This is a genomic window from Klebsiella sp. 141153, assembly GCF_032601995.1.
In the GTDB taxonomy this organism is placed as follows: Bacteria; Pseudomonadota; Gammaproteobacteria; order Enterobacterales; family Enterobacteriaceae; genus Klebsiella; species Klebsiella aerogenes.
On record NZ_JAQIRJ010000010.1, the window covers coordinates 102,084 to 128,073 of the forward strand.

Sequence of the window (25,990 nt, forward strand, 5' to 3'; positions counted from 1 at the left end):
CTCCTTACATTTTCTGATAGGGGCGGAATCTTTCCTGCAGCTGGCGCAGCTGGTCGATGCGAGCGTCGTAGCGCGCCTGCTGCAAACTGCCCAATTTCACTTGCGAACTGGCGCTGCTCAGCAGCGAGATGGCCTGGTCAAGCCTGCCGGCCAGCGCCATGCCTTCGGCCCGCGCCGCCAGCTCCTGGTCGCGATGACCCAAGGCGCCTTCCGCCTGCGCCAGCAGGTCCCAACCGTTGCCGTCATCTTTATTATTAAAGGTGTAGCGATTGAGTATGGTAGCGGCTTCCGCCGGCTGCCCGCCCTGAAGATAGGCGTTGGCCAGGTTCAGCTGCAGGACCGGATCGGTGCGGATCTCTTTGGCGTTTTTCAGACGGTTAATCGCGTCAGTGGTCTTTTTCTGTCCAAGATCGATATCGGTGGCAAGGTCAAGATACCAGGGATTTTGCGGATCGGCGCTGAGTAGCGGCTGTAGCGTTTTGCGCGCCTGATCGTAGTTATTGCTCTCCATGGCCAATAGCGCGCGGCCATACAGCGCGGCGTGCTGCTCGCGGATATTGCCTTTCGACCAGGCGTCAAGCAGATCGCTGCCGAGCTTATTTTCCCCGGAATTGTACATCCCGAGCGTACGGGCCTTGGCGAGATAGAAATCCGCCGACGACTGGACCACCACCGGACGCATCTGATTGGCGCGGTTACGGGCGTCGGCCAGACGGCTTTCCGGCAGCGGGTGAGTAAGCAGCATTTCCGGCGGGCGGCTGGAATAACGGGATTCGTCGAGTAATTTACCCATAAACGCCGGCATTGCCTGCGGATCGAAACCGGAACGCTGCAATACCTGAATACCGATGCGGTCAGCTTCTTCTTCATTCTGACGGGTGAAACTAATCATCCCCTGCTGGGTGCCGGCAAGGGTGCCGGTTAATGCCGCCATCCCCGCCTGCGGGCTGGCCATCGCCAGCAGAATTGAGCCCAGCGCGCCCACCCAGGTTAGCGGCGCGCTACGTTTTTGGTCTTCCATCGCGCGCGCCAGATGGCGCTGGGTAACGTGGGAGATTTCGTGCGCCATCACCGAGGCGAGCTCGCTTTCGTTATCGGAATAACGGAACAGCGCCGAGTGCAACACCACGTTGCCGCCGAAGAAGGCGAAGGCGTTAATCTGATCGTTATTAATCAGATAAAAGTGGAACGGCGTACGCACGGAGTTAGCATGGGCGACCAGGCGCATGCCCAGCCCGTTAATGTATTGCACCAGCAGCGGGTCGTTAATCAGCGGCGCGCTGCCGCGCAGCTGGCGCACGTAGTAATCCCCCATCTGCATTTCCTGACCGATGGAAAGCGTGCTTCCTGCCGAGGTGCCCATATCCGGCAGCGTATCAGCCGAGTCAGCGGCGGCAGGTAATATCGTCCCCAGCGTCAGCGACGCGACGGCGGCGGCCACCAGCGTTTTCTTTAACTGCCTGAACATAACCTCTGTCCTGTAATGTGGGTGTGCCAGTTTGACCGGTTGCGCGGCCCAATGTTCCCGTGCCGCAGATTCTGCGAGTTTAGCTGTGGTTGATGGCGTTGAAAATATGATATTCGCACAGTTGTGCAGGTTTGTGTCATAGCCAATAAAAAGCGAAGTCTTTTTTGTGACACTTAGATACAATTCCCCGGATTGTGGCGATTTGCGCTTCAGGGAAGGGTTTATGCTTGAGATGTTAATGCAGTGGTATCGTCGTCGTTTCAGCGACCCGGAAGCGATAGCGCTGCTGGTTATTCTGCTGGCCGGCTTCGGCATTATGTTCTTTTTCAGCGGCCTGCTGGCGCCGCTTCTGGTCGCCATCGTGTTGGCCTATCTGCTGGAGTGGCCGACCGTTCGCCTGGAGCGTATCGGCCTGTCGCGAACCTGGGCCACCTCGCTGGTGCTGGTGCTATTTGTCGGTATCTTGCTGCTGATGGCCTTTGTGGTGATGCCGGTGGCCTGGCAACAGGGCATTTATCTCATCCGCGATATGCCTGGCATGCTTAATAAGCTTTCCGATTTCGCCGCCACGCTGCCGCGTCGCTATCCGGCATTGGTGGATGCCGGCATCATCGATGCGATGGCGGAAAACGTGCGCACTCGCATGTTGACCGTGGGGGATTCGGTGGTGAAGTATTCGCTCGCCTCGCTGGTGGGCCTGCTGACCCTGGCGGTTTATCTGGTCCTGGTTCCGCTGATGGTTTTCTTCCTGCTGAAAGACAAACAGCAGATGCTGAATGCCGTACGCCGGGTATTGCCGCGTAATCGCGGTCTGGCGGGGCAGGTGTGGAAGGAGATGAACCAGCAGATTACCAACTATATCCGCGGTAAGGTGCTGGAGATGATTGTCGTCGGCGTCGCTACCTGGATAGGCTTCATTCTCTTCGGTCTTAACTACTCGCTGCTGCTGGCCGTACTGGTGGGATTCTCGGTGTTAATCCCCTATATCGGCGCTTTTGTGGTCACTATTCCGGTGATCGGCGTGGCGTTGTTCCAGTTCGGCGCGGGTACTGAGTTCTGGAGCCTGTTTGCCGTATACCTGATTATTCAGGGGCTGGACGGCAACCTGCTGGTGCCGGTGCTGTTCTCGGAGGCGGTGAATTTACATCCGCTGGTGATCATTCTGTCGGTGGTGATTTTTGGCGGGCTGTGGGGCTTCTGGGGCGTTTTCTTCGCGATTCCGCTGGCGACGCTTATCAAGGCGGTAATGCATGCCTGGCCAGATGGAATGGCTATCGAAGACGAGTGACGCGCTGATTGAACCAAAAAAAACGCCGGGCGATTTTTTATCCCCCGGCGTTTTTCATTTAGAGGTTATGCGTTTTCTTTCAGCCAGTTCAGCACGACATCGTGGTGATTGCTGGTTTTGAAGTTATCAAACACATGTTCAATCTTGCCGTCAGCATCAATGAGGAAGCTAATACGGTGAATGCCGTCGTAGGTTTTCCCCATAAATGATTTTTCGCCCCAGACGCCGAACTGTTCGCAGACCTGATGATCTTCATCAGACAGCAGCGTAAAGTTCAGCAGCTCTTTTTCGGCAAAACGAGACAGCTTTTCTGGTTTATCAGTGCTGATACCCAGTACTTCGACGCCCGCTTTTTTCAGGTCGTCCATATTATCGCGTAAACCGCACGCTTGTACGGTGCAGCCTGGGGTCATGGCTTTCGGGTAAAAATAAACCAGAACACGCTGTCCCTGGAAGTCGGTTAAATTTACTTCCTCGCCGTCCTGGTCCGGTAAGCTAAATTTCGGTGCGATATCACCGGCTTTCAGTGGGGTCATTGGTTAAACTCCATCCTGTTCATCATGCTGTGAATAATTAACGATGTTAATACTGCCTTGTGCGCTCAGTTCTGTACATAGTGCTTTGAACGCTTGCTCGATATTTGTCGTGTTTTGCGAGGCAGGACTGTGCGCGGTGATTTGAATAAATAGCTGAGCGGCGTCTTTATCTTCTCCCGGTTGAGTTCGGGAGACCAGTTCGGCAATATTCATATTCCACGTGTCGCACAGCGCGGTAAAGCGCTCAATAATATGCGGCGAGTCCGGCACCTCTACCTGGATCCAAACCGTATTCGGCATCGCCTGCGGCGGCCGGGCGGAGGTGCGCTTCATTACGATCAGCAAATCCAGCTCGGCTCCTTTTAACGGCAGCGTTGATTCGATCAGGTTAATCGCGTTCCACGAGCCGGAAAGCAGCATTATAAACGTGAACTCGTCGCCGAGCATGGCCAACCGGCTGTCTTCAATGTTGCAGCCGCAGCTGCTGACGTGGCGAGTGATTGTGTTTACGATGCCGGGGCGGTCTGCGCCCAGAGCGGTAATCACCAGATAGTGTTGTAATGAGGCTGTCAAACCTGTTCTTCCTTTAAAAAGGTGAGGTAACATTAGGAAAGCATAAAAAAAACCGGCGTACAACATCCCAGATGGCGTTGGGTCTCTTGCTTTTATTGCGGCACCAAACGTAACATTGAGAATCTTGTCCCACTTCTGCTCTGAGGATGGCCCATGTTCACGGGAAGTATTGTAGCGCTTGTCACGCCGATGGATGATAACGGTAATGTCTGCCGGTCAAGCCTGAAAAAACTGATTGATTACCATGTCGCCAACGGAACCTCGGCGATTGTTTCTGTAGGGACTACCGGCGAATCCGCCACGTTAAGCCATGAAGAGCATGGCGACGTCGTAATGATGACCCTCGAGCTGGCCGATGGCCGCATTCCGGTCATTGCAGGTACCGGTGCAAATGCAACCGCAGAGGCGATTAGCCTGACCAAGCGTTTTAACGATAGCGGCGTTGTCGGCTGCCTGACGGTCACTCCTTATTATAACCGTCCGACCCAGGAAGGCCTGTTCCAACACTTTAAAGCTATCGCTGAACATACTGACCTGCCGCAAATTCTGTATAATGTGCCGTCCCGTACCGGTTGCGATATGCTGCCGGAAACCGTCGGTCGCCTGGCGGAAATTAAAAATATTGTCGGTATTAAGGAAGCAACAGGGAACTTAAGTCGTGTTCACCAGATCAAAGAGCTGGTTTCAGACGACTTTATTCTGCTGAGCGGCGATGACGCGACCGGCATGGACTTTATCCAGCTCGGCGGCGTCGGCGTCATTTCCGTCACGGCGAACGTTGCTGCGCGTGAAATGGCGGACATGTGCCGACTGGCGATGGCGGGGCAATTCGCGGAAGCTCGCGCGATTAACCAGCGTCTGATGCCGCTGCATACAAAATTATTTGTCGAACCCAACCCGATCCCAGTCAAATGGGCTTGTAAGGCGTTGGGACTTGTAGCGACCGACACGCTGCGCCTGCCGATGACGCCGATTACCGAAGCGGGTACGAAAGCGGTTACCGCAGCGCTGAAGCATGCCGGTTTGCTGTAGAGTTTAGGGAGATTTGATGGCTTACTCAGTACAGAAGTCGCGCCTGGCGAAGGTTGCGGGTGTTTCGCTGGTTTTACTCCTCGCGGCCTGTAGTTCTGACTCGCGCTATAAGCGTCAGGTTAGCGGCGACGAGGCTTATTTAGATGCCGCGCCGCTCAGTGAACTTCACGCCCCGGCGGGGATGATCCTGCCGCTGCAGACTGGCGACTACAACATTCCGGTTGCCGCGAGCACCGGCGCGGTAGGTAAGGCGCTGGACATTCGTCCACCGGCTCAGGCGTTAGCCCTGGTCAGCGGCGCGCGTACCCAGTTTAACGGCGACACCTCCACCTTGATGGTTGAAAATAGCCGCAGCGGTTCTTTATGGGCGCAGGTTGTCAGCATCATCCAGGCGAAAAACTACACCATCACCAAGCGTGACGATGCAGGCCAGACGCTGAATACCGATTGGGTAGAGTGGAACCGCCTTGATGAAGACCAGCAGTACCGTGGCCGTTATCAAATCTCCGTTAAGCCGCAGGGCTATCAGCAGGCGGTGGTAGTGAAGTTGGTGAACCTGGAGCAGGCGGGCAAGCCCGTGTCTGACCCGGCTTCTCTGCAGCGCTACAGCACCTCGATGCTGAACGTTATCTCTTCCGGTCTTGATTCTAACGCCACCAATGCGCAGAACGCGGCGCAGAGAAGCGCTGGCGCGACCTTCGACGTGCAGAGCGCGGCGGATGACACCGGCTTGCCGATGCTGGTGGTGCGCGCGCCATTCAACATGGTATGGCAGAAACTGCCGGCCACGCTTGAAAAAGTGGGCATGAAGGTGACCGACAGCACTCGCTCCCAGGGCAGCATGGCGGTAACTTACAAGCCGCTGTCTGACAGCAGCTGGCAGGAACTGGGCGCCAGTGACCCACAGCTGGTCTCTGGCGACTATAAACTGCAGGTCGGCGATCTCGATAACCGCAGTAGTCTGCAGTTCATCGACCCGAAAGGCCATACTCTGACGCAGTCGCAAAATGACGCCCTGGTAGCCGTATTCCAGGCCGCATTTAACAAGTAATAAAAAGGGCTGGAGCAATCCGGCCCTTTTTAATGTATAGTGACGCAAACGTGTGCGTGGCCGCAAAGTCCGGTAAATTGCCTGATTTTGCCTACGGGCGGAAACGTAATTTTTTGGCTTAATATCACTGGAGTGGTGAAAGATGAAAAAGCAAGCTGAGTTGTATCGTGGCAAAGCGAAAACGGTATACAGCACCGAAAACCCGGATCTGCTGGTACTTGAATTCCGTAACGATACGTCAGCAGGGGATGGCGCCCGCATCGAACAGTTCGATCGTAAAGGTATGGTGAATAACAAATTCAACCATTTCATTATGAGCAAGCTGGAACAAGCCGGTATCCCGACCCAAATGGAAGCGCTGCTTTCCGATACTGAATGCCTGGTGAAGAAGCTGGATATGGTGCCGGTTGAATGCGTGATTCGTAACCGCGCGGCGGGCTCGCTGGTGAAACGCCTGGGTATTGAAGAAGGTATCGAACTGACTCCGCCGTTGTTCGATCTGTTCCTGAAAAACGACGCCATGCACGACCCGATGGTCAACGAATCCTACTGCGAGACGTTCGGCTGGGTGAATAAAGAAAACCTGGCGCGCATGAAAGAGCTCAGCTACAAAGCGAATGACGTACTCAGCAAGCTGTTTGATGATGCCGGTCTGATTCTGGTCGACTTCAAGCTGGAGTTCGGCCTGTTCAAAGGCGAAGTGGTGCTTGGCGATGAATTTTCTCCGGACGGTAGCCGTCTGTGGGATAAAAACACCCTCGATAAAATGGACAAAGATCGCTTCCGCCAGAGTCTCGGCGGCCTGATCGAAGCTTACGAAGAAGTGGCCCACCGTCTGGGCGTCAAGCTCGACTAATCTCCTCCGCGCCGGAAGAAATCGTCTCTTCCGGCGCTCTTATTCGTTGTTTCCTGTGGTAATCCTCCGCTGAACCGCCTACGATCTCTCATATTCGTAACATGATGGAATAGAGGTGCTTATGCGCTGGCAAGGGCGTCGTGAAAGCGACAATGTGGAAGACAGACGTAGTGATTCAGGTTCGCCGCTGGGCGGCGGCGGTGGCGGTTTCCGCATTCCAAGCGGTAAAGGCGGCATCGTCCTGCTGATTATCGTTCTGGTGGCGGGTTATTATGGCGTGGATTTAACCGGCATGCTGACCGGCGAACCGATGCCGCAGCAGCAGACTTCTACCCAACGTTCCATCAGCCCGAAGGATGACGAAGCGGCGAAGTTCACCTCCGTTATTCTGGCAACCACCGAAGACACCTGGGGGCCTATTTTCGAAAAGATGGGGCGGCAATACGTTCAGCCGAAGCTGGTGATGTATCGCGGCGCGACCCGTACCGGTTGCGGCACCGGCCAATCGGTGATGGGGCCGTTCTACTGTCCGGCGGACAGCACGGTCTATATCGACCTGTCATTCTATGACGAGATGAAAAACAAACTCGGCGCTGACGGCGACTTTGCGCAGGGCTACGTGATTGCGCACGAAGTCGGCCATCATGTGCAGAAACTGCTCGGCATCGAACCTAAGGTCCGTCAGATGCAGCAGCAGGCTTCGCAGACCGAAGTGAACCGCCTGTCGGTGAAAATGGAGCTGCAGGCAGACTGCTTTGCGGGCGTCTGGGGCAATAACATGCAGAAGCAGGATGTGATGGAAACCGGCGATCTGCAGGAAGCGCTCAATGCCGCTGAGGCCATCGGCGACGATCGTCTGCAGGAACAAAGCCAGGGCCGCGTAGTGCCGGACAGCTTCACCCATGGGACTTCCCAGCAGCGCTATACCTGGTTCAAACGCGGTTTTGATAGCGGCGATCCTGCGCAGTGTAATACCTTCGGCAGCGCGCTTCGCTAACGTTCGCCGATGAAAGCACTGCTTGACCTGACCGCGCGGATGGCGCGCGAGGGCATTCGTCGCCTGCTGGTGCTTAGCGGCGACGAAGACTGGTGCCTGACGCAAGCCCTGGATTTGCGAGCGCGGCTGGAGGGCGATGGACTGTGGGTCGGCCCGTCGTCACAGCTGGCGCCCTGCGCGGCGCCGGGCGCGCTGAAAACGCTGCTCGGGCGCGAATTTCAGCATGCCTTTTTCGACGCTCGCCGCGGTTTTGACGTGGCGGCTTTTGCCGCGCTTGCCGGCACGCTGCGCGCCGGCAGCTGGTTAGTGCTGCTGGCGCCGGATTTTGCCCGCTGGCCTGAGCAGGCGGATGGCGATTCGCTGCGCTGGAGCGATACGTCTGAACCAATCGCCACCCCTAACTTTGTCCACCGTTGTCTCCAGCTCTTCACCGCGGATCCTGAGGTCGCACTGTGGCGACAGGGCTACGGCTTACGGTTGCCGGAGCTCGCTCCGCGCAGAGACTGGCACGCTGCCGATGGCTACCCGCAGGCCGAACAGGCCGCCATTCTTTCGTCACTACTGTCATCGCCCCCGGAAATTGCCGCCGTCACCGCCGGGCGCGGGCGCGGTAAATCTGCGCTGGCGGGAATGTTGATTCATCAGCTCACCGGCTCCACCATCGTCACCGCGCCGACGCGCGACGCGACGGAAGTCATCGCCGTTTTTGCGGGACAAAAGATATGCTTTATGGCGCCCGATGCGCTGCTGGCAAGCGATGCGAAAGCCGACTGGCTGGTGGTCGATGAGGCCGCCGCTATCCCGGCACCGACGCTGCGCCAGCTGACGGCGCGTTTTCCCCATACGCTGTTAACGACGACGGTTCAGGGCTATGAGGGAACCGGCCGCGGCTTCTTATTGAAGTTCTGCGCCGGTTTCCCAACGCTACGGCGGTATAACCTGTCGTCGCCGATTCGCTGGGCGCCGGGTTGCCCGCTGGAGTCGGTTATCGACAGGTTATTGTTATTTAACGATGAGGCATTTCTGCTGGCGCCGCATGGGGAACCGCAGCTGGAGACGTTAAGCCAGGATGCCTGGCGCGAACAACCCACGCGCCCATCAGAGGCTTATCAACTGCTTTCCGGCGCGCATTACCGCACTTCGCCGCTGGATTTGCGCAGGATGATGGATGCGCCAGGCCAGCACTTCACCGTGGCTCGCTGCGCGGATGGCGTCGCTGGCGCGGTGTGGCTGGTGGAAGAGGGCGGTCTCGAACCTGAGCTTAGCCGCGCCGTCTGGGCCGGATATCGCCGCCCGCGCGGCAATCTTGTCGCCCAATCATTGGCCGCGCACGGCGGTAGCCCGCTGGCGGCGACGCTGACCGGCAGGCGCGTCAGTCGTATTGCCGTCCATCCAGCGCGCCAGCGCGAAGGGTTGGGGCAGCGTTTAATCGCCCATGCCGTCAAGCAGACGCACGGCTGTGACTATCTCTCCGTCAGCTTTGGTTTTACCCCTGAACTATGGCGCTTCTGGCAGCGCTGCGGGTTTCTGCTGGTGCGCATGGGCACGCATCGCGAGGCGAGCAGCGGCTGCTATACGGCGATGGCGCTCTATCCGCTCAGCGAAGAGGGGCGGCAACTGGCCTGGCGCGAACATCAACGGCTGGCGCGGGATGAACGCTGGCTGAGTCAGTGGCGTGATGAACGCGCTCCGGTGACGATGGATGAAACAGCTATGCTTACTGAGGAGGACTGGCTGGAGGTCGCCGGTTTTGCCTTTGCGCATCGTCCGCTGTTGGCGGCGGTCGGGAGTCTGAACCGGCTTCTGCAGGCGACGCCGCTGCCGTTAGTGGCGCTACGCGCGCGCTTAGCGCAGCAGGATGAAGCAGCGCTATGCGTGGACCTCGGCTTATCCGGTCGCAAGGCGCTGCTGGCGCGACTGCGGGAAGAGGCGGCTTCGGCCATGGCGGGACTCGATCCTGCCCGCGCGCAGCGGCTGGAAGAGTGGGTCAGGAAGCTGCAATTTTTTTAACTAACTCATTCAGTTAAATGGCATGGTCATATTCTCTGCGCGGCGTAAACTGCCTTGCATCAATCAGGAGCCCGATTCCTGTTTATCTGAGACATCAGGAGATAACCATGAAACACGATCACTTTATTGTTCAGAGCCCGGCGACGCCTGCGCAACAGTTGCTGCTGCTGTTTCATGGCGTGGGCGATAATCCGGTTTCGATGGGGCAAATAGGTAGCTGGTTTGCGCCGCTGTTTCCCAACGCGCTCATTGTCAGTATCGGTGGTGCGGAGCCCTGCGGTCCGGCGCCGGCGCGCCAGTGGTTTTCGGTACAAGGCGTGACGGAAGAGAATCGTCAGCAGCGCATTGATGCCATTATGCCGACCTTTATTGAAACGGTACGCTACTGGCAAAAACAGAGCGGTTTGGGTGCGCAGGCGACGGCGCTGATCGGTTTTTCGCAGGGTGCGATTATGTCGCTCGAGAGTATTAAAGCCGAGCCAGGACTGGCGTCGCGGGTAATTGCCTTTAACGGCCGTTACGCGACGCTGCCGCAAACGGCGACCACGCAAACCACCGTGCATCTGATCCACGGCGGCGAGGATCGGGTGATCGATCTGGCGTGGGCGGTCTCCGCGCAGGAGCGGCTGCAGGAGCTGGGTGGAGATGTCACGCTGGATATCGTTGAAGATCTCGGACATGCCATTGATGACCGGAGCATGCAGTTTGCCCTCGACCGTCTGCGTTATACCGTACCGAAGCACTATTTTGATGAAGCGTTGAGCGGCGGTACGCCGAAAGATGACGATATTATCGAAATGCTGTAATGGCCCCGCGGTACAACGTCGGCTGGTATAGGTAGATACTGTTATCGGTTTACAACTTTTTTAAGGGTTTTCCGGACGCGGCGCGTTGCGCCTTCTCCGGGCTACCAAATCGCACAGCGCTGTAGCCCCGGTAAGCGGCAGCGCCACCGGGGAATTTTGAGGCCACCAACACCAGCAGTTTCAGTAGCCACGGGTACAGAGGTAAAATTAAGAACTTCAGCTCGCAATGGTACGGGCCGTAGCCCGGGTAAGGCGTCAGCCGCTACCCGGGAATGCATCCAGCCCGCGTGATGACGGGGAACGCAGGTTTACTTCTTCGGCTGGTCTTTGTTCGGCCAGTCGTCGTCGTCATCCCACTTGCTATTGAAGTCGCGATGCGGCGGCAGATCCGGTTTGTTGTCGAGATATTTTTTCGGGTCGACGCGATTAAGATCTTTAATCACGTTGATCATCACGCCGACTAAAAATACCAACACCAGAATCCACCAGTGGTTGATAAGCCATTCCATGCTGTGTCCTCTTTTTACCCCGCAGCGGCGCTGCAGGGTAATCGTTATTGTCGTCAGGCGACCAGTTGTTCCATGATGCGTTGATACATCCGCGCCAGCAGCTGCAGGTCGGCGGCATTGACGCATTCATTAATTTTGTGAATGGTCGCGTTCACCGGGCCCAGTTCCACCACCTGCGCGCCCATGCGGGCGATAAAGCGTCCGTCAGAGGTACCGCCGGTGGTTAGCAACTGCGGTTTTACTTCATTATAGTGCTCAATGGCGTTCACGACCGCATCGACAAGATTGCCGCGACCGGTCAGGAACGGCTGGCCGGAAAGCCACCATTCGACGGTATAGCGCAGCTGATATTTTTCCAGCAGCGCGATGATGCGTGCTTTGATCATCTCGTCGGTCAGCTCGGTGCTGAAACGGAAGTTGAACTGAACGAACATATCGCCAGGGATGACGTTGTTACTGCCGGTGCCAGCCTGCACGTTGGCGATTTGCATGCTGGTCGGCGGGAAGTATTCGTTGCCTTTATCCCATTCGATAGCCACCAGCTCCGCCAGCATCGGCGCGGCGCGGTGCACCGGGTTATCGGCGAGGTGCGGATAAGCGACGTGGCCCTGGACACCATGAATCGTCAGGTTACAGGTGAGTGAACCGCGGCGGCCGTTTTTCACGACATCGCCGACCACTTCGGTACTTGAAGGTTCGCCGACCAGGCAGTAATCAAGGCGCTCGTTACGCGCCATCAGCGTTTCGACCACTTTTACCGTGCCATGGGTGGCGCTGGCTTCTTCATCAGAGGTGATGAGAAACGCCAGGCGTCCTTTATGATCCGGATACTGCGCGACAAAGCGCTCGGCGGCGACAACCATTGCCGCCAGCGATCCTTTCATATCCGCCGCGCCGCGGCCAAACAGCATGCCATCGCGAATAGTTGGTTCAAACGGCGGGTTGATCCAGCGGTCGGCGTCGCCGGCCGGCACCACATCGGTATGGCCGGCAAAGGCCAGCGTTTCACCCTGTCCGCGCCAGGCCCAGAAATTTTGCGTATCGCCGAAGTCCATCGCTTCAACGGTAAAGCCGATCGCCCGCAGGCGTTCAATCATTAACGCCTGGCATCCCGCATCATTGGGGCTAAGGGAAGGGCGGCGAATAAGCTGCTGAGCCAGCTCAATGACCGGGCAAGACATAGACTACACCTCGTTAATAAATTTTTCGTAGTTTGCTTCGCTAAAGCCCAGCAGCATAGGCTGACCGGGCGCGCAGAGCAATGGGCGTTTGATAATTGCCGGCATTTCCAGCATCAACGCCGCCGCCGCATCGGCATTATCGATCCCAGTGCGGACCGATTCATCGAGTTTGCGCCAAGTGGTGCCGCGGGTGTTAAGCAGCGCTTCCCAGCCTAATTCGGCAATAAAGGTATTCAGCAATTCGCGGTCCAGTCCGTCAACACGATAATCATGGAAGCGATAGTCTATCTGATGGGCTTCCAGCCAGCGGCGGGCCTTTTTAATGGTGTCGCAGTTTTTGATGCCGTACATGGTCAACATAATTAAACCTTCACGTTAAAAGAATATGTTTCTCAGTTTTTTCCGAATATATAAGCTTTGTTAAATAATACGTGAATCGGCTGGATAAATATAACTTTTCAGCCTTGTCTGATTAAAATTTGTTCTTTTTCGCGACAGACTAAGATAATGAATTACAGGAATTCTGATATTAACAAAATGTTGCGTAATGTTGCTCTATGTCACATTAAATTTACATGAACCGGCTTATGGTAGCCGCAAGCCAGAGTATTCAAGGCTTGCGGTGACAAGAAAAGCGATTAGAGCGATAGATCGGACGAACTTCTCCTGAGCGGGGAATTTATCTAAAATCGCCATAATAATAAGAGAGGCTATTATGATTGAACATGAACTGGGGAACTGGAAAGATTTTATCGAAGATATGCTGCGTAAATAAAATCTGGCTTTGTCGGTACTGAAGACAATGTTTGACCCATGAAAAAGGCGACTGTGACAGTCGCCTTTTCTGTTATTTGACGGTTTATTCCGGCCTCTCTTTCAGCGGGAAGCGGCGGCGTACCAACACGAAGAACAGCGGTACAAAGAAGATGGCCAGCACGGTGGCGGAGATCATTCCGCCCATGACGCCGGTACCAACAGCGTGCTGGCTGCCGGAGCCCGCGCCGGTACTGGTGGCCATTGGCAGCACGCCGAAGATAAACGCCAGTGAGGTCATCAGTATCGGGCGTAGACGCTGGCGACAGGCCGATAGGGTGGCGGTCAGCAGATCTTCGCCTTTCTGGTTCAGCTCGTTGGCGAACTCAACAATCAGGATGGCGTTCTTTGCCGACAGGCCGATGACCGTCAACAGACCTACCTGGAAGTAGACATCGTTTTCCAGGCCGCGCATCCAGGTCGCCAGCAGCGCGCCGATAACCCCCAGCGGCACCACCAGCATCACCGAGAACGGTACCGACCAGCTTTCATATAGCGCCGCCAGACACAGGAAGACCACCAGCAGAGAAATGGCGTACAGGGCAGGCGCCTGAGCGCCAGACAAACGCTCCTGATAGGACATCGCCGTCCATTCCAGGCCGAAACCGTTCGGGAGCTGTTTGGCTAACTCTTCCATAATGGTCATGGCGGTACCGGTGCTGATGCCAGGCGCGGCTTCACCGACGATCTCGACCGCTGAGTAGCCATTGTAACGTTCGAGGCGCGGCGAACCCGTTTCCCAACGCGAGGTGGCGAAGGCGGAGAACGGTACCATGGTGCCGCTACTGTTACGCACATACCACAAATTGATATCGTCCGGCAGCATGCGATATTTCGCCGCCGCCTGGACGTAGACCTTCTTCACGCGTCCGCGATCCATAAAGTCGTTCACGTAGCTCGAACCCCAGGCGGTCTGCAGCGTATCGTTAATATCATCAATGGAGACCCCCAGCGCCTGGGCTTTACGCTGGTCGATATCAACCTGTAGCTGCGGACTGTCGTCCAGGCCGTTGTGGCGTACGCGGGTGAGCTGGTCGTTGTTCGCCGCCAGCTCCAGCAGTTTGTCGCGCGCCGACATCAGCGCCTCGTGGCCGTTGCCGGCGTGATCTTCCAGCTCCATATCGAAGCCCGCGGAGCTGCCAAGGCCGCTGATGGCCGGCGGGCTGCTGGCAAACACGCGCGCTTCTTTAATTTTATTGAAGGCTTTGGTCGCGCGCTCAATGATAGCGAACGAGGAGCCGGTTTTTGGGTCGCGCTGATCCCAGTCTTTCAGGCGGACAAACATACGTGCGACGTTCTGGCCGTTGCCGCCGGGGCCGGAGCCGACGGTAGCAAACACTGACTCGACGTTACTCTTCTCGTTATTGAGGAAATAATCTTCCGCTTTTTGCACCACTTTCAGCGTCTGCTGTTGGGTGGAGCCGCTCGGGAGCTGTATCGAGGTGGTGAACATACCGCGGTCTTCCAGCGGCAGGAACGAAGTCGGCAGATGCAGGAACAGCAGCACCATGCCGCCGAGCAGCAGGACGTAAATCAAAATCCAGCGCAGCGAGCGATGGAGAATTTTGCCCACGAAAGTTTCATAGCGGCTGGCGCTGCGGTTGAAGGTGCGGTTAAACCAGCCGAAGAACCCTTTTTGACCATGCTCCTCGCCTTTGTGAATCGGTTTTAACAGCGTGGCGCAGAGCGCCGGGGTGAGGATCATCGCCACCAGCACCGACAGCACCATTGCTGAAACGATGGTGATGGAGAACTGGCGGTAAATGGCGCCGGTGGTGCCGCCGAAGAAGGCCATAGGGACGAATACCGCCGAAAGGACCATGGCGATACCGACCAGCGCCCCCTGGATCTGCTTCATCGATTTTCGCGTCGCTTCGCGCGGCGAAAGACCTTCTTCGCTCATAATGCGCTCGACGTTTTCGACGACGACGATGGCGTCATCGACCAGCAGGCCGATAGCCAGCACCGTCGCGAACATCGTCAGGGTGTTAATACTGTAGCCGCAGGCGTAGAGCACGGCGAAGGTGCCCATCAATACCACCGGCACGGCGATTGTCGGGATCAGGGTCGCGCGGAAGTTCTGCAAGAACAAATACATGACCAGGAACACCAGCAGAATCGCCTCCAGCAGCGTTTTCACCACATCGGTAATCGAGGCTTTTACAAAAGAGGTGGTCTCGTAGGCGACTTTATACTGCAGTCCGTGCGGGAAATATTGAGACAGTTCATTAAGACGGGCGATAACGCGCTCGGCGGTGGCCATTTCGTTGGCACCCGAGGCGAGCTTAATCCCCAGCCCCGAAGCGGCCTGACGATTATAGCGGCTCAGATAATCATATTTTTCTGCGCCCATTTCGACGCTGGCGACGTCGCCCAGCGTGACTTCCGAACCATCCTTATTAACGCGCAGGGTAATATCGCGGAACTGCTGCGGCGTTTGTAGCAGCGATTGTGAGTTGATGGTGGCGTTCAGCGCCTGGTTATCAACCGACGGCGTACCGCCCAACTGGCCGACGGCAATCTGCGCGTTCTGCGATTCGATGGCGTCAGTCACATCTTTCGCCGTCATCTGATAGCTGTTGAGTTTCGCCGGATCGAGCCAGATACGCATTGAGTACTGCGAACCGTAGGCGTCGATATCGCCGACGCCGTTGACGCGGCTTAGAGGATCCTGCACGTTACTGGCGACGTAGTCGGCAATATCCTGCTTATCCATGCTGCCGTCGGTAGAGACAAACGCGAGAGTGAGAATGTTGGTGTCGCCGGTTTTGCGCACCGTGACCCCCTGATTCTGTACCGCCTGCGGCAGTTTACGCATCGCCGATTGTAGCTGGTTTTGTACCTGCTGTACGGCTTCATCCGGGTCGGTACCGGCGGTAAAGCTCAGGGTAACCGTTGCCTGACCGGTGGCGCTACTCTGCGATGACATGTACATAAGGTTATCAAGGCCGGTCATATTCTGTTCGATAACCTGGGTGACGGTATTCTCCAGCGTTTGCGCCGAAGCGCCGGGATAATTGGCCGTCACTCGGACGTTAGGCGGCGCCAAATCCGGATATTGTTCTACGGGGAGCGACAAAATTGCCAGCGTGCCGGTCAGGACTAATAAAATAGCCAAAACCCAGGCAAAAATGGGGCGATCGATAAAGAAATTCGCCATCGGAATCAGGACCTCATTGTGTACATTTTTTGTTATTTCGCAGCCTGTGATACTTTATAGATAACCCCGCAGGCAATCGTGGAGAAATTAAGGAGATAGTGTAATTTATCATGTGTCTTTTATGAGAGCGTAAAGAAACGTCTGCCGCTCCTCTCTGAATTTATATGCGCTTATCACGTCTTTTCTGTCATTCCGTCAAAGCCGCTTATTATTGCTCAGCTAAATGAAACAAAATTTCATTCAGGTCAATATTTTTGATCTAAACCGGATTCTGGTGAGAAAAGCCGATTTCTGGGCAAACGACCATTGTCCCACGGTCATGATGTCAGGTAATAAACAGTCATACTAAATGAGGGGTTATTAGCGATAAGCCGGAAGGATGTATGAACCACTTTATTATGAGCGATAGTCGCAAATGCATCGGATGCAGGGGCTGCGAAGTGGCCTGCGTGATGGCGCATAATGGCGAACAACATGTCTTGACCCCACAGCGCTTTTTGCCGCGCATTACCGTGATTAAAAACCAGAAACAGCGTAACGCGGTAACCTGTCGTCACTGTGAAGGCGCGCCCTGCGCGCGTAGCTGTCCTAACGGCGCCATTAGCCGGCAGGAAGACAGCGTATTGGTGCAGGAAGAAAAATGTATCGGCTGTAAATCCTGCGTGGTGGCCTGTCCCTTTGGCGTGATGCAAATCGTCGTCACGCCAAACGGCAGAGCGACGGCGCACAAATGCGACTTATGCCATGGTCGCGAAGCCGGGCCAGCCTGCGTGCAGAATTGTCCGGCGCAGGCGTTACAGTTGGCGACCGATTCCGCGTTAAGCGAGATGGCGAAAGCGCGGCGGCTGCGGGCGGCGCGTGCGGATGCGGCGTCCTGGCAACATCGGACTTTGACCGCTTTAGCGTCAACCGCCGGCGATAAGGCTAGCCAGATGGCGGCCACGCCCACCCGCGGCGAGGCGGATAAACTGGCGGCTGACGCGCGTAAACAGCACTTTGGCGAAATCTATTTGCCGTTCAGCGCGGCGCAGGCGCAGCGGGAAACGCAGCGCTGTCTGAAATGCGGCGATCGCAGCATCTGCGAGTGGACCTGTCCGCTGCATAACCATATTCCGCAGTGGATCGAGCGGGTAAAAGCCGGCGACATCGCCAGCGCCGTTGAGCTTTCCCATCAAACCAACTGCCTGCCGGAAATCACCGGTCGCGTCTGCCCGCAGGATCGTCTGTGCGAGGGGGCCTGCACGCTGCGCGATGAGAGCGGCTCGGTGACGATCGGCAATATCGAACGCTATATCTCCGACCAGGCGCTGGCTGGCGGCTGGCGCCCGGACCTTTCGGCGGTAAAAGCCAGCGGTAAGAGAGTGGCGATTATCGGCGCCGGGCCTGCGGGCCTGGCCTGCGCCGACCTTCTGGCGCGTAGCGGCGTGGCGCCGGTGGTGTTCGATCGCCACCCGGAAATCGGCGGCCTGCTGACGTTCGGCATCCCGCCTTTCAAGCTGGATAAATCATTGCTGGCCCGTCGGCGCGAGATTTTCAGCCAGATGGGCATCCGCTTTGAACTGAACTGCGAGGTGGGTAAAGACATCAAACTCACACAACTGCTTGCAGACTATGACGCGGTTTTCGTTGGCGCCGGTACCTATCGCTCAATGAAAGCCGATCTGCCTAACGAGGAGGCGCCGGGCGTGTATGAGGCGCTGCCGTTCCTTATCGCCAACACCAAACAGGTGATGGGGCTGGAGGCGCTGGCCGATGAACCTTATATCGATACCGCCGGGCTGAAGGTGGTCGTGCTGGGGGGCGGCGATACGGCGATGGACTGCGTGCGTACCGCGCTGCGCCACGGCGCGCAGCAGGTCACCTGCGCCTATCGTCGTGATGAAGCCAATATGCCGGGGTCGAAAAAAGAGGTCAAAAATGCCCGGGAAGAGGGGGCGAGTTTTGAATTCAATGTTCAGCCGATCACCCTTGAGCTCGGTGAGGATGGCCGGGTCAGCGGCGTGCGTTTTCTGCGCACCCAGCTTGGCGAACCGGACGCTCAGGGCCGCCGCAGCCCGTCGCCGATCCCCGGCAGCGAATTTGTGATGCCTGCCGACGCGGTCATTATGGCGTTTGGTTTCCACCCGCATTCAATGCCGTGGCTGGAAGCCGCGGGGGTACAGCTGGATAACCGCGGGCGGATCAAGGCGAACGTGGAGAGCCGCTATCGTTACCAGACCAGTAATCAGAAGATCTTCGCCGGTGGCGACGCGGTGCGCGGCGCGGATTTGGTGGTGACGGCGATGGCGGAAGGGCGGCATGCCGCGCAGGGGATCATGGACTACCTGGGCGTCGCTTCCGCACTGACGCACTAACGACAAAGCAGGCTCCGCGGCGTAGTATGGCCGGGTTATTTCACGCTGCGGAGTTTGCATGTCACTTAATATCCACGTCATTAAAGATAAAATCCTCTCCGAAAACTACTTCGTACTGCGCAACATGACCTATGAGTTGACGCGCCGCGACGGCAGCGTCGTGCGTCACAAGCGCGAAGTGTACGATCGCGGCAACGGCGCCACGGTTCTGCTTTACAACCCCGGCAAGCAAAGCGTGGTACTGGTGCGCCAGTTCCGCGTCGCCACCTGGGTTAACGGCAACCCGGATGGCATGCTGATTGAAACCTGCGCCGGACTGCTGGATAACGACGCGCCGGAGGTGTGTATCCGCAAGGAAGCGATCGAGGAGACCGGTTATCAGGTCGGCGAGGCGCGCAAGGTCTTCGAACTCTATATGTCGCCCGGCGGCGTGACCGAACTGATTCACTTTTTTATCGCCGAATACAGCGAGGCGCAGCGCGCTAACCGGGGCGGCGGCGTAGATGATGAAGATATTGAGGTGCTGGAACTGCCGTTCGTCCGGGCGCTGGAAATGGTCGCCAGCGGTGAAATCCAGGATGGCAAAGCGGTGATCCTGCTGCAATACCTACAAAATTCCGGCCTCATGTCGCGGGATCTCTGATAAATCTGATTGAGCAAAACCCCGCCAGTGCTGATGATAATGATGAATTAGAAATCACTCTGTCAGTCATACTTCGGGATTGTGCCGCTCATGCTTTATCGGGTTTTAATACTGCTTTTTTTCGGTTTTCTGCCGACATCGTTGGCGTGGGCGGCGCCAGCCCAGCAGTTGTTTGGAGATTGGCTTGTCACCTGCAACAATCAAAATTATTGCGTCACGCGTAATGTCGGGCTGCATCATGGATTGGTGATGACCCTAAGCCGGAGCGCGGGAGCGGCCACCGATGCCGCTTTGCGCATTGAACTTGGCGGCGTTGGTAATCCGGTCGCCGCGCTGGCGGCCATCGGCCCGCGGCTGCAGCTAGATGGTAAACCGCTGCATTTTGACGGCAAACACTGGCAGATTGCCGATAAGCTGATTAAAACCGGCGATAGCGTCAGTATCGACGCTTTCCTGCAGCAGGCCCAGGAGGGGAAAGAGATTACCCTGCAAAACGGTCTGCAAAGCATTTCATTGAAGGGCCTGAAGGCCGCGCTGTTATTTATTGATAATCGGCAAAAGCGGGTCGGCAGCGAAACCGCGTGGGTCGGCAAAGGTGAAGAACCGCCGCTCAGCGTACCGCCGGCACCGGCGTTGCGAACCGTGGGTAAAGCGGAAGTAGCGCAGTCGCCGCTCAGCCGCGACGAACTTAATGAGCTTATCGATTACGGCAATGAGCGGATGAACGCCAGCCCCTGTTCGCTCGATCCTTTCCGCCGGGAAATCCGCGTCACCGCGCTAACCGATGAGAAAGTTCTGTTGATGACCAGTTGCGAAGCGGGCGCGTATAACACCGTCTGGCTGGCGTGGCTGGTGTCGCGCAAAACGCCGCATCTTGCCCGTCAGGTGCGGCTGGCGCTGCCTTTCCAGCCGCCCGGCAATGCGCCGCGCGATATTGAGTTGATTAACGCCAGCTTCGATGAGCAGCGTCATGAACTGGTGACATTCGATAAAGGCCGCGCGCCGGGCGATTGCGGGATCCAAACCCGCTGGCGCTATGACGGCCAGCGGTTTAATTTGACCCGCTACGCTCAGCAACCGCAGTGCGATAACTGGCAGGGGCCAGACGCCTGGCCCACATTATGGATCACCCGTTAAGCACTTTGCGGCTGACTTCGACAATATGTTCAGCGGTAAAGCCGAAGAACGGGAACAGCTTGTCGGCTGGCGCCGATTCCCCGTAGCGGGTCATAGCAACAATTGCGCCTTTCAGGCCGACATATTTATACCAGTAGTCGGCGATACCGGCTTCGATAGCGACGCGGGCGCTAACATCGGAAGGCAGCACCGACTCGCGCCAGGCCTCATCCTGAGCATCGAAAACGTCGGTGGAGGGCAGCGACACCACCCGCACGTTTACGCCGCTGGCCAGCAGCGTCTCCGCCGCCTGAACGGTAATCTCGACTTCCGAACCGGTGGCGATAAGGATGAGATCCGGCTTGCCGCCCGCATCCTTCAGAACGTAACCGCCGCGCGCAATTTCCTGCACCTGTTCCGGCGTACGGGCCATTTGCGCCAGATTCTGTCGCGAAAGGATTAACGCGGTAGGGCCGTCATTGCGCTCGATGGCCGCCTGCCAGGCGACGGCGGTTTCCACCTGATCGCACGGCCGCCAGGTACTAAAATTGGGCGTCAGGCGCAGGCTTGCCAGCTGCTCTACCGCCTGGTGCGTTGGACCGTCTTCGCCAAGGCCGATTGAATCATGGGTATAGACCATAATCTGATGCGCCTTCATCAGCGCCGCCATGCGTGCGGCGTTACGCGCGTATTCGACGAACATCAGGAAGGTCGAGGTATAGGGAATAAAACCGCCGTGCAGGGCGATGCCGTTAGCTACCGCGGTCATACCGAATTCGCGTACGCCGTAGTGGATATAATTACCCGCCTGATCCTCTTTGATCGACTTCGAGCCGGACCAGATCGTCAGGTTACTGGGCGCCAGGTCGGCGGAACCGCCGAGCAGCTCAGGCAGATCCGGGCCGTAGGCGTTAAGCGCATTTTGCGAAGCCTTACGGCTGGCTATTTTCGCCGGTTCCGACTGTAGCTTCGCCACATAGTCATGGGCCGTTTTTTGCCAGTCAGCCGGGAGCTCACCTTCCATGCGCCGTTTGAGCTCAGCCGCCAGTTCTGGATACTGCTGCTGATAAGCGGCGAATTTTTCATTCCACGCATGTTCTGCTTTCTCGCCGCGCGGCCGCGCATCCCAGCCCTGATAAATTTCTTTTGGGATTTCAAACGGCGGATATTTCCAGCCCAGCTGTTCGCGGGCCAGCGCGACCTCCTTTTCCCCCAAGGCCGCGCCGTGCGACTCTTCGGAACCGGCTTTATTCGGTGAACCAAAACCGATTATGGTGCGGCAAATAATCAGCGAAGGTTTGTCTGTTACCGCCTGCGCTTGCTGGATTGCCTGCTTCACCGCCTGCGGATCGTGACCGTCGATATCGCCAATCACGTGCCAGTGGTAGGCGCGAAAGCGCTCGGCGGTATCGTCGGTGAACCAGCCTTCAACGTGGCCGTCAATAGAGATACCGTTGTGATCGTAGAACCCAATCAGCTTGCCTAATCCCAGGGTGCCCGCCAGCGAACTGGCCTCGTGTGAAATCCCCTCCATCAGACAGCCATCGCCCATAAACACCCAGGTGTAGTGATCGACGATGTCGTGGCCGGGACGGTTAAACTGCGCCGCCAGCGTACGTTCGGCGATAGCCATCCCGACGGCGTTAGCCAGCCCCTGGCCGAGCGGCCCGGTGGTGGTTTCCACGCCGGGGGTATAGCCATGTTCCGGGTGGCCCGGCGTTTTCGAATGCAGCTGGCGGAAGTTTTTCAGCTCATTCATCGGCAGATCGTAGCCGGTCAAATGCAGCAGGCTATACAGCAGCATCGAAGCATGGCCGTTAGACAAAATGAAACGATCGCGATCGTACCAGTGCGGGTTTGCCGGGTTGTGCTTGAGAAAATCGTTCCACAGCACTTCGGCAATATCCGCCATCCCCATCGGAGCGCCGGGGTGGCCGGAGTTGGCTTTCTGGACGGCGTCCATGCTCAGGGCGCGAATGGCGTTAGCAAGCTCTCTTCGGGACATAGTCGTTTACTCCGTGACAAAGGATGACAGTTTTGCTGCTAGCAGATCTTCCAGTTTGCGTTGATCGACGGCGAACTGGCGAATACCTTCCGCCAGCTTTTCTACCGCCATCGGATCCTGGTTATGCTCCCAGCGGAATTCCGCTTCGCTTAGCGGAACCGGGCGCGGAAGTATCTGATGAGCGGGGATGAGTTTACGTATTACCGGCGCGTCGCTGGCCTGCAGCTCTTGTAACAAGGCCGGGGAGATGGTGAGGCGGTCGCAGCCGACCAGCGCGAGGATTTGTTCGGTACGGCGGAAGCTGGCGCCCATCACGATGGTGTTGTACTTATGGAGTTTGAAATAGTCGTAGATATTGCGCACCGATTTCACCCCCGGGTCTTCATCAACCACGTAAGGCTCTAACGGCTGACGCGCCTGATACCAGTCGTAAATACGCCCGACGAAGGGCGAAATCAGAAACACGCCGGCTTCGGCGCAGGCGCGAGCCTGGGCGAATGAGAACAACAGCGTCAGGTTGCAGTGGATCCCTTCTTTTTCCAGCACCTCCGCGGCGCGGATCCCCTCCCATGTGGAGGCCAGTTTGATCAGGATCCGCGACTTATCGATCCCCATTTCCTGATAGAGAGCGACCAGGTGGCGCGCTTTCTCAATACTTTTTTCACGATTGAAGGAGAGACGGGCATCGACTTCGGTAGAGACGCGCCCTGGAATGCTTTTGAGTATTTCCGCGCCGAAATTGACCGCCAGCTTATCGCAGGCATTAGCGACCTGCGCCTCGCGGTTGCCGCCCTGTTTCGCGGCCCAGGCGAGGGCATCATCGATAAGCCCGGCGTAGTTATCCAATCCGGCAGCCTTTAATAGCAGCGAAGGGTTGGTGGTGGCATCTTCCGGCTGATAGTGGCGGATAGATTCAATGTCGCCGCTGTCGGCGACCACGGTGGTGAATTGTTTGATACTGTCTAGCTGATTCATTAAAAAGTACTCCTGGAACAATAAGTTGCATGAGTTCTTGTCGTTATGCGGTAGAGATGGTGATGAGGTACATAACTAAAAAGCATAGCAGACGGGGCTATCATTGACCGTGAAACTAGGTTACATAAATATTATAAATTGATAACAACCAGACCTTTGTGATGGCAAGAGTATGGCGGCCTTCAAAGTTTAAACCGCCGTCAGGCGCGATACTAAGCATCGCCTTAAGGCGGGCCGACGGCTCGCCATCACGCTTCACCCCCTACGATTCGATACGTGAAAGGAACCATAAAATGGATGAGCAGTTGAAACAAAGCGCCCTCGATTTCCACGAGTTCCCGGTGCCCGGGAAAATTCAGGTGTCGCCGACCAAACCCCTGGCGACCCAACGCGATCTGGCGCTGGCATATTCGCCGGGCGTTGCCGCGCCGTGCCTGGAAATTGAGAAGGATCCTTTGGCCGCTTACAAATACACCGCTCGCGGCAACCTTGTTGCGGTGGTCTCTAACGGTACCGCCGTCCTCGGTTTAGGCAATATCGGCGCGCTGGCCGGAAAACCGGTAATGGAAGGAAAGGGCGTTCTGTTTAAGAAATTCGCCGGCATTGATGTGTTTGATATTGAAGTCGATGAGCTGGATCCTGACAAATTCATTAATGTCGTCGCCGCCCTGGAGCCGACGTTTGGCGGCATCAACCTCGAAGATATTAAAGCGCCGGAATGTTTCTATATTGAGCAGAAACTGCGTGAACGCATGAATATTCCGGTGTTCCACGACGATCAGCACGGCACGGCGATTATCAGCACCGCGGCAATTCTCAACGGTCTGCGGGTGGTTGAGAAGAATCTCTCCGATGTGCGGATGGTGGTCTCCGGCGCGGGAGCGGCGGCAATCGCCTGTATGAACCTGCTGGTGGCGCTGGGAATGCAGAAACACAATATCGTGGTCTGCGACTCGAAAGGCGTAATCTATAAAGATCGCGAAGCCAACATGGCGGAAACCAAAGCGGCCTACGCGGTGGAAGACGACGGGAAACGTACCCTCGACGATGTCATCGATGGCGCGGACATTTTCCTCGGCTGCTCCGGGCCGAAAGTTCTGACTCCGGAGATGGTCAAGAAAATGGCGCGCTCGCCGCTGATCCTCGCGCTGGCGAACCCGGAGCCGGAAATCCTGCCGCCGTTGGCGAAGGAAGTGCGCGACGATGTGATTATTTGTACCGGCCGTTCCGACTATCCAAACCAGGTCAACAACGTGCTGTGCTTCCCGTTCATTTTCCGCGGCGCGCTGGATGTTGGCGCGACGGCGATTAACGAAGAGATGAAGCTGGCGGCGGTTCACGCTATCGCCGAGCTGGCGCATGCCGAACAGAGTGAAGTCGTGGCTTCCGCCTATGGCGACCAGGATCTCAGCTTTGGCCCGGAGTACATTATTCCGAAACCGTTCGATCCGCGCCTGATCGTCAAGATCGCGCCAGCGGTTGCCAAAGCGGCGATGGAATCCGGCGTGGCGACGCGGCCGATTGCCGACTTCGATGCCTACATCGAGAAGCTGAGCGAGTTCGTTTATAAAACCAACCTGTTTATGAAGCCGATCTTCTCCCAGGCGCGCAAAGAGCCGAAGCGCGTGGTGCTGGCGGAAGGTGAGGAGACCCGCGTGCTGCACGCCACGCAGGAGCTGGTATCGCTGGGGCTGGCGAAGCCAATCCTCATCGGTCGTCCGAGCGTGATTGAAATGCGCATCCAGAAACTGGGTCTGCAGATCAAACCGGGCGTGGACTTTGAAATCGTCAATAATGAATCCGATCCGCGCTTTAAAGAGTACTGGAGCGAGTACTATCAGCTGATGAAGCGCCGCGGCATTACCCAGGAGCAGGCGCAACGGGCAGTAATTAGCAACACCTCGGTCATTGGCGCGATCATGGTTCATCGCGGTGAGGCGGACGCGATGATCTGCGGAACCATCGGCGATTATCATGAGCACTATCGCGTGGTACAGCCGCTGTTTGGCTTCCGCGACGGCGTCAGCACCGCCGGGGCGATGAACGCGCTGCTGCTGCCAAGCGGTAACACCTTTATCGCCGACACCTACGTCAATCACGATCCATCGCCGGAAGAGCTGGCGGAGATCACCCTGATGGCGGCGGAAAGCGTGCGTCGTTTTGGTATCGAACCGCGCGTGGCGCTGCTGTCGCACTCTAACTTCGGTTCCGCCGATTGCCCGTCGGCCAGCAAAATGCGTAAAACGCTGGAGCTGGTGAAGGCGAGCGCGCCGGATCTGATGATTGACGGTGAAATGCACGGCGATGCCGCGCTGGTCGAAAGCATCCGTAATGACCGTATGCCGGATAGCCCGCTGAAAGGGGCGGCCAATATTCTGGTGATGCCGAATATGGAAGCCGCGCGTATCAGCTACAACCTGCTGCGCGTCTCCAGTTCGGAAGGGGTCACCGTCGGGCCGGTACTGATGGGTATCGCTAAGCCGGTGCATATTCTGACGCCTATCGCCTCCGTGCGCCGTATCGTCAACATGGTGGCGCTGGCGGTCGTGGAAGCGCAGACCCAGCCGCTGTAAACGCAAAAAATTAAGCCCCGGTATTCCGGGGCTTTTTTGTCTCA

At 56.9% G+C, this 25,990-nt stretch carries 20 protein-coding genes and 1 pseudogene; 12 read left to right on the forward strand and 9 right to left on the reverse strand.

Going from position 1 to position 25,990, the window contains the following annotated elements; genetic code table 11:
• Nucleotides 1–4: 4 nt before the first annotated feature.
• Entirely contained in the window at nucleotides 5–1,468 is a 1,464-nt protein-coding gene (gene bepA, locus PGS10_RS18850; protein ID WP_047043473.1) for a beta-barrel assembly-enhancing protease, read from the reverse strand.
• A 223-nt stretch (nucleotides 1,469–1,691) separates the two neighbouring features.
• Between bepA and PGS10_RS18855 the strand changes: the two genes are divergently transcribed.
• Nucleotides 1,692–2,756: an AI-2E family transporter gene (locus PGS10_RS18855; RefSeq protein ID WP_045392657.1), complete on the forward strand. Its 1,065-nt coding sequence runs from the start codon at nucleotides 1,692–1,694 to the stop codon at nucleotides 2,754–2,756.
• 65 nt (nucleotides 2,757–2,821) lie between these two features.
• On the opposite strand, the gene bcp is transcribed toward PGS10_RS18855, so the two are convergent.
• On the reverse strand, nucleotides 2,822–3,292 hold the full coding sequence (bcp, locus tag PGS10_RS18860; RefSeq protein WP_015365462.1) for a thioredoxin-dependent thiol peroxidase: 471 nt from the start codon (nucleotides 3,290–3,292) through the stop codon (nucleotides 2,822–2,824).
• A 3-nt stretch (nucleotides 3,293–3,295) separates the two neighbouring features.
• Nucleotides 3,296–3,865 carry a glycine cleavage system transcriptional repressor gene (locus tag PGS10_RS18865; RefSeq protein WP_015365463.1) on the reverse strand — a complete coding sequence of 190 codons (570 nt, stop codon included), beginning with the start codon at nucleotides 3,863–3,865 and terminating at the stop codon, nucleotides 3,296–3,298.
• Between the two features lie 153 nt (nucleotides 3,866–4,018).
• Here PGS10_RS18865 and dapA point away from each other — a divergent pair, with 153 nt between their 5' ends.
• The 6 genes from dapA to ypfH all read left to right on the forward strand — a co-directional run bounded on the left by dapA (nucleotide 4,019) and on the right by ypfH (nucleotide 10,617).
• Nucleotides 4,019–4,897, forward strand: coding sequence for a 4-hydroxy-tetrahydrodipicolinate synthase (dapA, locus tag PGS10_RS18870; protein ID WP_015365464.1), 879 nt, complete (start codon nucleotides 4,019–4,021; stop codon nucleotides 4,895–4,897).
• A gap of 16 nt (nucleotides 4,898–4,913) precedes the next feature.
• Entirely contained in the window at nucleotides 4,914–5,948 is a 1,035-nt protein-coding gene (gene bamC / locus PGS10_RS18875; RefSeq protein ID WP_047043476.1) for an outer membrane protein assembly factor BamC, read from the forward strand.
• 142 nt (nucleotides 5,949–6,090) lie between these two features.
• Complete coding sequence (gene purC, locus PGS10_RS18880; RefSeq protein ID WP_047043477.1) at nucleotides 6,091–6,804, forward strand: phosphoribosylaminoimidazolesuccinocarboxamide synthase; 714 nt, start codon at nucleotides 6,091–6,093, stop codon at nucleotides 6,802–6,804.
• A 121-nt stretch (nucleotides 6,805–6,925) separates the two neighbouring features.
• Complete coding sequence (ypfJ, locus tag PGS10_RS18885; protein ID WP_045392648.1) at nucleotides 6,926–7,801, forward strand: KPN_02809 family neutral zinc metallopeptidase; 876 nt, start codon at nucleotides 6,926–6,928, stop codon at nucleotides 7,799–7,801.
• 9 nt (nucleotides 7,802–7,810) lie between these two features.
• Entirely contained in the window at nucleotides 7,811–9,811 is a 2,001-nt protein-coding gene (locus tag PGS10_RS18890; RefSeq protein WP_316423350.1) for a tRNA(Met) cytidine acetyltransferase TmcA, read from the forward strand.
• 107 nt (nucleotides 9,812–9,918) lie between these two features.
• Nucleotides 9,919–10,617 (forward strand): esterase, encoded by a 699-nt coding sequence (gene ypfH / locus PGS10_RS18895; protein ID WP_045379856.1) that lies wholly within the window; start codon nucleotides 9,919–9,921, stop codon nucleotides 10,615–10,617.
• 308 nt (nucleotides 10,618–10,925) lie between these two features.
• On the opposite strand, the gene PGS10_RS18900 is transcribed toward ypfH, so the two are convergent.
• Genes PGS10_RS18900 through PGS10_RS18910 form a run of 3 tightly spaced genes read right to left on the reverse strand, consistent with a single transcriptional unit; the run spans nucleotide 10,926 to nucleotide 12,667 of the window.
• Entirely contained in the window at nucleotides 10,926–11,126 is a 201-nt protein-coding gene (locus PGS10_RS18900) for a YpfN family protein (protein WP_015365470.1), read from the reverse strand.
• Nucleotides 11,127–11,179: 53 nt separating this feature from the next.
• Complete coding sequence (gene dapE / locus PGS10_RS18905) at nucleotides 11,180–12,307, reverse strand: succinyl-diaminopimelate desuccinylase (RefSeq protein WP_020078199.1); 1,128 nt, start codon at nucleotides 12,305–12,307, stop codon at nucleotides 11,180–11,182.
• 3 nt (nucleotides 12,308–12,310) lie between these two features.
• Entirely contained in the window at nucleotides 12,311–12,667 is a 357-nt protein-coding gene (locus PGS10_RS18910; RefSeq protein ID WP_015703145.1) for an ArsC family reductase, read from the reverse strand.
• A gap of 355 nt (nucleotides 12,668–13,022) precedes the next feature.
• Between PGS10_RS18910 and ypfM the strand changes: the two genes are divergently transcribed.
• Nucleotides 13,023–13,082: a protein YpfM gene (gene ypfM, locus PGS10_RS18915; RefSeq protein WP_087867655.1), complete on the forward strand. Its 60-nt coding sequence runs from the start codon at nucleotides 13,023–13,025 to the stop codon at nucleotides 13,080–13,082.
• Nucleotides 13,083–13,166: 84 nt separating this feature from the next.
• Here ypfM and acrD read toward each other — a convergent pair whose 3' ends face one another.
• Complete coding sequence (acrD, locus tag PGS10_RS18920; RefSeq protein WP_047078066.1) at nucleotides 13,167–16,280, reverse strand: multidrug efflux RND transporter permease AcrD; 3,114 nt, start codon at nucleotides 16,278–16,280, stop codon at nucleotides 13,167–13,169.
• 383 nt (nucleotides 16,281–16,663) lie between these two features.
• Between acrD and aegA the strand changes: the two genes are divergently transcribed.
• From aegA to PGS10_RS18935, 3 genes and pseudogenes are all read left to right on the forward strand, one after another.
• Nucleotides 16,664–18,634: a formate-dependent uric acid utilization protein AegA gene (gene aegA / locus PGS10_RS18925; protein ID WP_047078067.1), complete on the forward strand. Its 1,971-nt coding sequence runs from the start codon at nucleotides 16,664–16,666 to the stop codon at nucleotides 18,632–18,634.
• A 58-nt stretch (nucleotides 18,635–18,692) separates the two neighbouring features.
• A pseudogene (gene nudK / locus PGS10_RS18930) lies at nucleotides 18,693–19,290 on the forward strand (GDP-mannose pyrophosphatase NudK).
• A gap of 77 nt (nucleotides 19,291–19,367) precedes the next feature.
• A complete protein-coding gene (locus tag PGS10_RS18935; RefSeq protein WP_042892993.1) occupies nucleotides 19,368–20,414 on the forward strand; it encodes a DUF1176 domain-containing protein in 1,047 nt (348 codons plus the stop codon).
• On the opposite strand, the gene tkt is transcribed toward PGS10_RS18935, so the two are convergent.
• Nucleotides 20,404–22,398 carry a transketolase gene (gene tkt, locus PGS10_RS18940; RefSeq protein WP_047078068.1) on the reverse strand — a complete coding sequence of 665 codons (1,995 nt, stop codon included), beginning with the start codon at nucleotides 22,396–22,398 and terminating at the stop codon, nucleotides 20,404–20,406. The two genes, PGS10_RS18935 and tkt, sit on opposite strands and share 11 nt — an antisense overlap.
• A 6-nt stretch (nucleotides 22,399–22,404) precedes the next feature.
• On the reverse strand, nucleotides 22,405–23,373 hold the full coding sequence (gene tal / locus PGS10_RS18945) for a transaldolase (protein ID WP_045392631.1): 969 nt from the start codon (nucleotides 23,371–23,373) through the stop codon (nucleotides 22,405–22,407).
• Between the two features lie 293 nt (nucleotides 23,374–23,666).
• Between tal and maeB the strand changes: the two genes are divergently transcribed.
• Nucleotides 23,667–25,946, forward strand: a complete 2,280-nt coding sequence (gene maeB / locus PGS10_RS18950) for an NADP-dependent oxaloacetate-decarboxylating malate dehydrogenase (RefSeq protein ID WP_015365481.1) — start codon at nucleotides 23,667–23,669, stop codon at nucleotides 25,944–25,946.
• Nucleotides 25,947–25,990: the final 44 nt, after the last annotated feature.